Origin of the sequence: Microvirga arabica (assembly GCF_016811235.1) — a bacterium.
Classification (GTDB): Bacteria; Pseudomonadota; Alphaproteobacteria; order Rhizobiales; family Beijerinckiaceae; genus Microvirga; species Microvirga arabica.
Genome location: NZ_JAFBID010000137.1, coordinates 1 through 8,258, shown reverse-complemented (window position 1 = coordinate 8,258; position 8,258 = coordinate 1). Strand labels below are relative to the sequence as shown.

The 8,258-nt window shown below is 58.5% G+C and carries 10 protein-coding genes; 4 read left to right on the top strand and 6 right to left on the bottom strand.

From position 1 onward, the window contains the following. Nucleotides 1-166: 166 nt before the first annotated feature. On the bottom strand, nt 167-793 hold the full coding sequence (locus JQC81_RS31400) for a hypothetical protein (protein WP_203275690.1): 627 nt from the start codon (nt 791-793) through the stop codon (nt 167-169). 93 nt (nt 794-886) lie between these two features. Here JQC81_RS31400 and JQC81_RS31395 point away from each other — a divergent pair, with 93 nt between their 5' ends. After that, complete coding sequence (locus JQC81_RS31395; RefSeq protein ID WP_203275693.1) at nt 887-1,171, top strand: helix-turn-helix domain-containing protein; 285 nt, start codon at nt 887-889, stop codon at nt 1,169-1,171. A 138-nt stretch (nt 1,172-1,309) separates the two neighbouring features. Next, a complete protein-coding gene (locus JQC81_RS31390) occupies nt 1,310-1,534 on the top strand; it encodes a hypothetical protein (protein WP_246520811.1) in 225 nt (74 codons plus the stop codon). A gap of 88 nt (nt 1,535-1,622) precedes the next feature. Here JQC81_RS31390 and JQC81_RS31385 read toward each other — a convergent pair whose 3' ends face one another. Then, entirely contained in the window at nt 1,623-2,729 is a 1,107-nt protein-coding gene (locus JQC81_RS31385) for a hypothetical protein (RefSeq protein ID WP_203275689.1), read from the bottom strand. 233 nt (nt 2,730-2,962) lie between these two features. Between JQC81_RS31385 and JQC81_RS31380 the strand changes: the two genes are divergently transcribed. After that, on the top strand, nt 2,963-3,328 hold the full coding sequence (locus JQC81_RS31380; RefSeq protein WP_203275688.1) for a DUF3572 domain-containing protein: 366 nt from the start codon (nt 2,963-2,965) through the stop codon (nt 3,326-3,328). A 229-nt stretch (nt 3,329-3,557) separates the two neighbouring features. On the opposite strand, the gene JQC81_RS31375 is transcribed toward JQC81_RS31380, so the two are convergent. The 4 genes from JQC81_RS31375 to JQC81_RS31360 all read right to left on the bottom strand — a co-directional run bounded on the left by JQC81_RS31375 (nt 3,558) and on the right by JQC81_RS31360 (nt 7,002). Continuing rightward, nucleotides 3,558-4,163, bottom strand: a complete 606-nt coding sequence (locus JQC81_RS31375) for a peptidoglycan-binding protein (protein ID WP_312887623.1) — start codon at nt 4,161-4,163, stop codon at nt 3,558-3,560. Between the two features lie 1,036 nt (nt 4,164-5,199). Beyond that, the gene (gene rnhA / locus JQC81_RS31370; RefSeq protein WP_203275687.1) at nt 5,200-5,685 is read right to left on the bottom strand and encodes a ribonuclease HI; all 486 of its coding nucleotides are present in this window, start codon (nt 5,683-5,685) and stop codon (nt 5,200-5,202) included. Between the two features lie 226 nt (nt 5,686-5,911). Continuing rightward, the gene (locus JQC81_RS31365; RefSeq protein ID WP_203275686.1) at nt 5,912-6,307 is read right to left on the bottom strand and encodes a DUF5615 family PIN-like protein; all 396 of its coding nucleotides are present in this window, start codon (nt 6,305-6,307) and stop codon (nt 5,912-5,914) included. Next, the gene (locus JQC81_RS31360; protein WP_203275685.1) at nt 6,304-7,002 is read right to left on the bottom strand and encodes a hypothetical protein; all 699 of its coding nucleotides are present in this window, start codon (nt 7,000-7,002) and stop codon (nt 6,304-6,306) included. Before JQC81_RS31360 ends, JQC81_RS31365 begins: the two co-directional genes overlap by 4 nt. A 475-nt stretch (nt 7,003-7,477) precedes the next feature. Between JQC81_RS31360 and JQC81_RS34570 the strand changes: the two genes are divergently transcribed. After that, on the top strand, nt 7,478-7,774 hold the full coding sequence (locus JQC81_RS34570; RefSeq protein WP_376772480.1) for a GcrA family cell cycle regulator: 297 nt from the start codon (nt 7,478-7,480) through the stop codon (nt 7,772-7,774). The last annotated feature ends 484 nt before the right edge of the window (nt 7,775-8,258 follow it).

Sequence of the window (8,258 nt, the reverse complement as noted above, 5' to 3'; positions counted from 1 at the left end):
GTCTTGGCGTCTGTAGTGCCATTCGTTGAGGAGCACGGCGCCCCAAGCCATGCAGCAGACGATCCCCGGCAGGATGATGGTGGCAAACCAGAACTCAAAGCTCATGACCCCTGCCTCATCAGCCGGTGTGGGGGTGCTGCGGGAATGCAGGAGCCTCTGGAGGCCATCAGACGTCAGTCTTGGGCGCAGGGGAGGTGTTGAGCAGGTCCTGCACGAGAACAAGGAGGGCGCGCTCATCGGGTGAGCTCAGGGACCAGGGATCCTGGGTCAGATCGAGGCCTCGACTTGCCACCAGAACCCTGGCCTTGGCGATCAGCACCGCCATCGAGGTAGCCGGCTCGCTGAGTATGGCATCGGCCGCCTCGACCACGGCCTGCCGATGCGCCGCATTCTCCTGATACGCTCGCGTCAAGCCAATCTCCTCAGCCGCCAGCCAGATCTCATGATGATGGCGATGAAGAGCGGTTACGATCGCTTGCACGCGGGACCACAGAGATGGTGAGGCTTTCGCGGCCTCGTACAAGGCCGGGATGTCACGGACGGTGTAGTAGAAGCCGACCTCGTTCTCGTGGCACAGATCGAACGTGGCGTCAGCCCGGGTGGTCACAAGAACACCCGGCAGAGGTGGCTTCTTCTGGGACCAGGCCTCTTCGAGCTCATTCAGGCGAGTGGCGGAAACGACTAGATCGGCCAGCACAGCCTCGAAGGTGGTCTCAAGCTGTGTCAGAGCAGGGCTCTCCGATGCAGCCCAGCGTGAGGCATGCGTCTGCTCGTCACGATCCATGTCACTCATGGCGTGGCATTCCTTGATGATATTTTGTACGACGTTGGGCAACATGAGAGACGCCTGACCACAAGTCAAGCGTTTTGTATAAGGTTGTACAAAATGTCTATGTCTCCCGCTCAGTGTCGGGCAGCTCGAGGCTTATTGAACTGGTCCCAGGCTAAGCTCGCGGAACTCGCCGGCGTAGCACGTGCAACTCTTGCGGACTTTGAAGGAGGTAAGCGCATTCCGATCGCTAACAACCTTGCTGCCATTCGAGAGGCGTTTGAGGCCGCCGGCATTATCTTCATTGCTGAGAACGGGGAGGGGCCGGGTGTCCGGCTCAAGAAGCAGAAGCCAGATGATGGCACACGCTCGCAGCACCTCACCTCCGAGAACGACACCTGAAACCCGCTACCGTACCGGCCAGAGGCATCTTCCCCGGTACTGAGGGCCAGCAACACGGCGGGTGATATTGACAGCAGGGAAGGGAGCATGTCTCACCACAGCCCAATAGCTGGTCTGCTCACCAAATGCTGACGTGCCATGACTGATCCGCACCCTTACCCGACCGACCGTGAAATGCCCGATGAGGCACTGGCGCTCAAATACCTCGGCTACAGCATCAGGCTGCAGCCGACACCGCTAGAGTGGATGGCGATGATCACCCAGCCCAACCAGCGGTGCGGCATTGTCCTGGCACCTGATCGCGAGGCGGCTCTGAGCAAGGCGCGGGACTGGATCGCTGTTCAATCCAAGTCACAGGGCTAGCTCAGCCTCTCCCGAGCGACCATGCCATGCCCTCCGGACTACTGTTCAGAGGAGGAGTGGCTGACCTCTGTTGCTCGTCAGGACGATATCAGGCCTCAGAGCTGCGACGTCCCACGGTCAGGCGCAGAGAGCCGTCAGCCCCGGCGACCTTCGGTTGATTGAGGTTGAGATTGCCGAGTTTCCAGGATTGCAGCACCACAGACGTGTCACCAATCGATTTCGGCTTCACGCCACCCTCGGTCGCACGCTCGATCGTCAGTGCCTTGCCGCTCCAGGCGAGCAGGAGACGGTCATCCGGCCCAAAGCCTGACTGATCCCATAGAGCGCGCGGCAGGCGGATGGAGGTGTAGTACCGGTCCGAGCGCTTGGCATCTGCAATCGACTTCACCACGATTGCAGCGGATGTGATCGGGCCCGCTTCCGCCCTGGACTGTCGCTTGCCTCGGATCCGCTGTAGCGACTCCTGCCCTTCCGGCTCTGATAGTGACGCGGGCTCTGCATCATCGTCGAGTTGCGTCTGCCTGGGGCTGGCCTGAGTCTCCGCTGCGGGTGGTTGGTCCATCGGGGGGAGCGGCAGATGCTGAATTGTCTGGATTGCATGAGCAATCTGCCGAAGACCACTTGAGAGACCCTCAGTCGATTGGAGGAGGGCAGGGGCTAAGCCTGCAATTGCTTCGATCTGCTGGCCACTGAGCGCCACCAGCTTGCCCACCTGATCAGCCATAGATTCCACCGCCGCACGCAAACCTTTCAGGTCCGCTGCCATTCCCGACAGGGCTTGCTCGACCTCAGGTGACAGGGCGGGCGCGGGGTTGGGTTGCTGCAGGTCCCTCGACGGAGACGGTTGTGGTGGCGCAGCCTCCTTGGGGCGGAAGACCTTTGCGGCCAAAGCCTCGGGCTTGCCGAGATGCCGCGCGAGGATGTCGGCTGTTTCCCGTCTGCGTCCATCCTCTGGCTTGCCGTCGCGCCGCGGTCGGGCGAGACAGGCCGGGCACAGGTCATAGGAGCGGTCCCGGCCCAGCAGCCAGCCCCGGTCGTCGAAGTAGCTTTTGACGGTCTCGTTGCTGGTCGGCTTAGAGGCTTCATAGGTGTCTGTACTGACGCAGTCCGAGCAGCGGACAACGAAACGGTACTTGGAGGGTGCGCCACCGCTACGGGTAATCTGCGGCTCGAACTGGCGTGCGATGCCGGGCATCTGGCAAATCCTGATCGTTGAAAAGGTCTTTGAGGCGGGAAGACGCAGTGTCCGCATCTCTCCGCGCTGAGAGGTAAGGTGAAGGGATGGGCAGCGGATTAGCACCGAACCAGCAATGTGCCAACCACTTCAGAGCAGTTAGCAGTTAAGGAGGGAGGTGGGAGGCCATGGTGTCGGTGCTGCGATCTTCAACCTTGCACGCTTGATGTCGACAGCTGCCGGAGGAGATTGAAATGACCGAGACATTCCAGGGCAGGAGCATTGTCGGCCGCAGCGATGCCGAGAGTGTCGCCATCCAAGTCCTGAACTTCATAGTCGCGGATGTTGATCGGATCATCCAGTTTCGGAACGTCACGGGCTTGCAGCCTGAGACGATCCGGACGTCGGCGACATCATCGCATTTCCTTCTCGGCGTCCTCGAGTATGTGGCAAAGGACGATGAACTTCTGAAAGCCTTTAATCAGGAGCTGAAGCTCCGGCCAGCCGCGATCCTGACGGCTATCGCGCATCTGTCGCCAGAACCCGAGATGAAGCCGCCCGATGAGGATAAGAAGGCCGACGCAACCCCTCAACTGCCGAGGCGCAACCTGTTTCATTGAATAAAAAGCTATCCCCACCCGCGTTGCCAGTTGATGAGGAGGCCTCCCGTTCCCGAAAGCCAGGATTGGAGTGCCAGCTTCCGCTCGGGTAATGCTCAGACCCAGTGACAGTTTCGGCGTACTTCAAGAAAATGCCTTTGCTTGCGGCCGAACCTCCCTGTTGTAGAAACGCTTGAAGGTCAAAGTATCGGCGGACAGGCGTCCTTGAAGGGTTCGCATAGCGCCACAGCTATTGTGTCACCGAGGCCGTGTGAGTTCTTAAAGCCTGAAGGGTTGCAGTTCCAAGCTTGCCCGTAACGGGAAGACCTTTGGCTCGCTCAAAGGCTTCAACGGCTTTGCGGGTAGAGGGGCCTAATGCCCCATCAGCTTTCAGTTTTCCATACCCAAAGTCGACGAGCGCTTCCTGTGCCGTGCGGATCTCCTGCTTGGAAAGACGAATAGCGGACGTCGTGCTGACCTCAGGACTTTCCAACATGGTTACAGGCTTATCTGACGGTCCGGTTAATTGAAGGCGGGTTTGCTCAATCGCCTGACTGACGCTCGTCCGGAGGGAATCCAGCTGCTGAAGTTCTTCGGTTGCCGCTTCGATCCGCGCCAGCATAGTGTTCAGATCTTGACCGGCCAGGATCTTTTGATCATTTGCTTTCGCCAGCTGATCGCGCTCTGCGGTGACAGTCTCAATCTGCTGCCGAAGCTGCTGATTCTCACGTTGGAGCGTATGCTCCTCAAGTCCTGTAGATAGGACGGAGTATACGAATAGAGTCCAGCCGATCGCCGTCGCCGCCAGGAGGCCTTTACCTGTTGCGCCGAGTTGCAGCCTGACTTGGTGATTCACATAGCTTATGAACTTACTCGCGGAACGTTAGCTGAATGTCTGGGAGCGTCGGGTGCTCACATCAGCTCCGCATTGGGTCGAGCTTGTGGCGCAATTAGACCCATGCGAATTCCTTGGGTTCGCATGGTTAATCAATTGTCACTTCGAGCAAGCAGTGACCGTTGGCAGACTGCTTGCTGGAGGATGCTCTGCAGCGGCTTGTATCGCGATGCGCTGTTCTGTGAGGCCGATGATCCCATGGGACAGTCAGCTAGGGTCATGACATCCTGACGGCAGTTGGGTGGATCCACATGGCACGTCGTCTCGATGCGAGAGCTCCTCCACACAGAGAAGCGCCCCCGCTGAGGAGGGGGCCTTCCTCAGCGAGGGCGCTGTAGTGCCTGAGCGCACCACCTCGGGCTGATACGCAACGTGCCCGGCGAGTGTGATTTGCAACTGCCAAGGTTAATATTCAGTTCCTAGGACCGATGGTAAGCGGTCCAACCAGGTTTCACTGAGGGGCCATCCTCAATCAATCGGCGTATGGAACCTCCTCCGGCGGCTCGACAGGGCCAGAATAGACGCTCCGGTGAGGCACCCGGCCGGACCAAGGTTCAGCGGTTTCCATCGCATCTGTAGGGCCACAAACGCGCTCCCGCCTGACAAGCTCTTCTCCGAAGCTGTTGATGCGCCGTCTGATAACGGTTCGGCACCTCTCACTCTCAATGCCACGGGACGGATCTGCGTAGAGGTTACGCTCATAGGTGCGCTCGGTCCCGCCATAGCGGTCATACTGATACTCGCTGTAGGAAACCTCAGTGCCCGTCACGCACCCACCGAGCAAAGTTGCCACAGTGATCAAGGTGGCAGCGGGACCGACTCGTTTGGACCAGCTCAACATCGGAGCCTCCCTGTGTACGCTGGCGACACCGACAGGTATCGTGCAGCACTCACAGGGAGTGTCGGGTGGGAGCCTTGAACCGTATCTGAACGGCTCAGCTATCATCACAGGTTAGGGAGATGAGCCTGTGGATGGAGATGATCACCTTAAGAACCGCTATGAGGATATCGCCGCGTCAGCGCTCTTCACGTCGGTTCCACCTCCTGCCGCGGCCCTCACGGCTTCCCAATTGGCGAGCCGATCCACCCGTTCGTTTTCCGGGTGGCCCGCGTGACCCTTCACCCACTTCCAGGTGATCTGTCGACCGACTATCAGGGCATCCATCTGCATCCATAAATCCTGATTCATGACCGGCTTGCCGTCAGCCTTGCGCCATCCTTTGGCCTTCCACCCCCGGAGCCACTCGGTTGCTCCCTTGATTACGTACTGGCTGTCACTGTGGATCACGATGGGCAGATCCTGAGACACAGCCTCCAGCGCCTTAATGGCTGCTGTCATTTCCATCTTGTTATTAGTCGTGGATTGATCTCGGCCAACGATAATCTGCTCGTCACCTGCGATGGTGATCACTGCAGCGTAGCCGCCAGGTCCGGGATTTCCCAGGCATGCGCCGTCCGTGAAGATAGTAACTTGGTTGGTCATAGGAGTTTCTCAATCGGTTCGTTAGAGTATGGATTGTCTCAGTGAGCAAACTGGAAGGGCATAGAGCAGGGGAGGGTTTAAGATCCTCTGACCAGATCCCAGCAATCCACAGATAGGCCCTCTCCAAATGGCAATGCCAGCGCAGGAGAGACCGCAAAGGGCTTCTGCAGGGCGGGTGTAGAGTGTCTGCTTTCGGCAGGATCTATCAATGACACACCGGCCCGGGCTACTTGAGTTGCTTGATCCGAGTACTCGTCATTGGCAACTCGAACATGGCGCCACCTCCTACCCTATCGGCCAGAATCTCTATGTCGTTCCATAGTGCAAGGATCCGCTCAGCCTGCTTCGTCAGAGGGGATTTGTTTAGGCCTGCTGACAGAAAGAAACCAATGAGGCGGGAGCTGCGAAAGGCGTTGTACTCGGACTTGTTTCGCGTGATGCGGCGGTCCGCCGAGATCACCACCCATCGACCTTCTCGGCTCAATGTCGTGATCCACTCGACATCCTTAACGCCGGGGCCGAAACGTTTGCGGAGGTGGACGATCTCATGCTGCGGGGCAAAGAGCGCATCAAGGGCTCGCGCCAGCGCAGGGGGCAGATTTTCGTCGATGAGAACTTTCACGCGGCGAGCAGGTATTCTTCAAACTTCACCGCGTCGCGGACCACCGCCGCGGGCACTTCGAAGAGATGAGCCACGCGATCAATCGATCCTTCAGCTTTCACGGCGTCCGAAAGGACAACAGTGGGAACGCCGTACTCGCTCGCGATCGGCTGCCCAAAGGCGCGTTGGGGATCTATGACAACCGTCTCTTTTCCGTGAAATGGGCGCCAGCGGGCAACGACATTATCCTCAATGTCGAGATCTTTGAATGTCCGCTCAATAGCGACTTTGAAGACGTACTGCCCCTTCTTCAGGTCGAGCAGCTCGGACTCTCCCGTGGAGAGCAGACTGTCGAGGAAGATCGTGCGACCGTCGGTCTTGAAGCGGCGGGTCGAGAAGGGCCGCTCGTCCTTGACGTAGTCCTGAGCGTAGTCGAGGCAGTGCCGGATCGTTTTGAGTCCAAGACCAGCCTCCAGAAAGGCGTTCACGAAACGAAGCTCAATTAGGTCGCGGAACCCAATCTCGAGGTGGTCCTCGAAAGAGGGAAGCTCCGGAGTCCAGAGCGGGGGCATCCTGCCGCCCTTGTAGGTATAGCCTCCCAGCCAGCGATTGATATTGCGAGGAGCAATTTTGAGCAGCCGTGCGGCCTCCGGGACGGTGTAATAACCAACCCCGAGCGGGACGCTCTGAACGAAGTTGCTCGCGCGCTTTAGCATGACAGTCTACGAAGTAGCGCAGAGCTGTGCGAAGCGCCAGAGGGACGTTGGCGCATGATCAGTTCGGGTGTCGTTGGTGGATGGTGGTAGGGTGCGCTAAGCTGATCGGAGCCGCTGCCCTTATTTTTCCATTCGGAGCAGTTCGATCCTGCAGATGTCTATACGAGATAACATTTCGCATAATTAGTGTTTTGACAAGAAGTCGGCAGCTCCTTTGAACGTTGGGTGACGGGTCTCAAGTAGATATTGGGGCAGCAGAGCAACGCCATCAAAGCATGGGTGCGATCAGCGGGCACATTGTCCAATCCTTGCTTTGGCATGGTCTGGGATGCGGCTGGGTGGAGAACCCGCTGTTCGTGTCAAGCTGAACTGCTTGCTGGATCGCAACCCCTTGCAAATCCCGGATCTTGCCACCATCTAGGGTTTAGCTCGGTCGCGCTCTTGCGCTCAACCGAGTACGGCTACTGGACCGGGGATGACGCCGGATGAATGCGTATCCCTTAGCCACTGTGGCCGTGGCTTTATTGGCATCCCTCAAAGCTGTGTTAGGCCTATGACCGCAACTTATATCGCGGAGCCGTCTGCGCGTTACCAGACGCGATTTGTTGATGCTCGTGCACGGCAGTGCCGGTTCATCGTATCCAATGCGGCTGCCGACGAGGTGATTTGCTGCGGCGCGCCGACCTCAGAGACGTCGAGCTGGTGCTCTTGGCACCGGCACGTGGTGTTTGTACCATCCAGGCAGGACCGAGAGCGGCGGCAGGCGGCCTGACGAGTAACAAGGGGAAGCCGAAGTACACTCTCCCTCTTATCCGGATACCTGTTACTATATCTCGTTTGTGGCGCTGCCAGTTAGGCAGACCTCGAAGCCTCCTCCAAAATCCCGGTATATTAGAACCGGCTGCATGAGGCTCTGTGGACGCGTGAAAAAACTCCCTTGCATTCGCTAAGGGATCGCTTATGTGTCCCCTCCCCGCGCCACCGCGACAGCAGGTGGCGCGTTTTCCCAGACACGGTGACCATCAGTTCCTGAGCCATAGCCCGGGAGCGATGTTGCGCCTTCAGACACATGCAGTTCGAAGTCTGCTAGACTCGGACGCAGGTTCTGAGGGCAAAGCTCCTTGTGCCTGGCGAAGCCCAAGAGCAATGAAGATTCGAAGTGCATTCGAAGTGGTCATCTGCTCCTCTGGCGGTTCTTGTCCGGCATGGGCTGCGGGTTTATGGCCTGGCAGCAAGGTCAACGCGGAAATGATCTC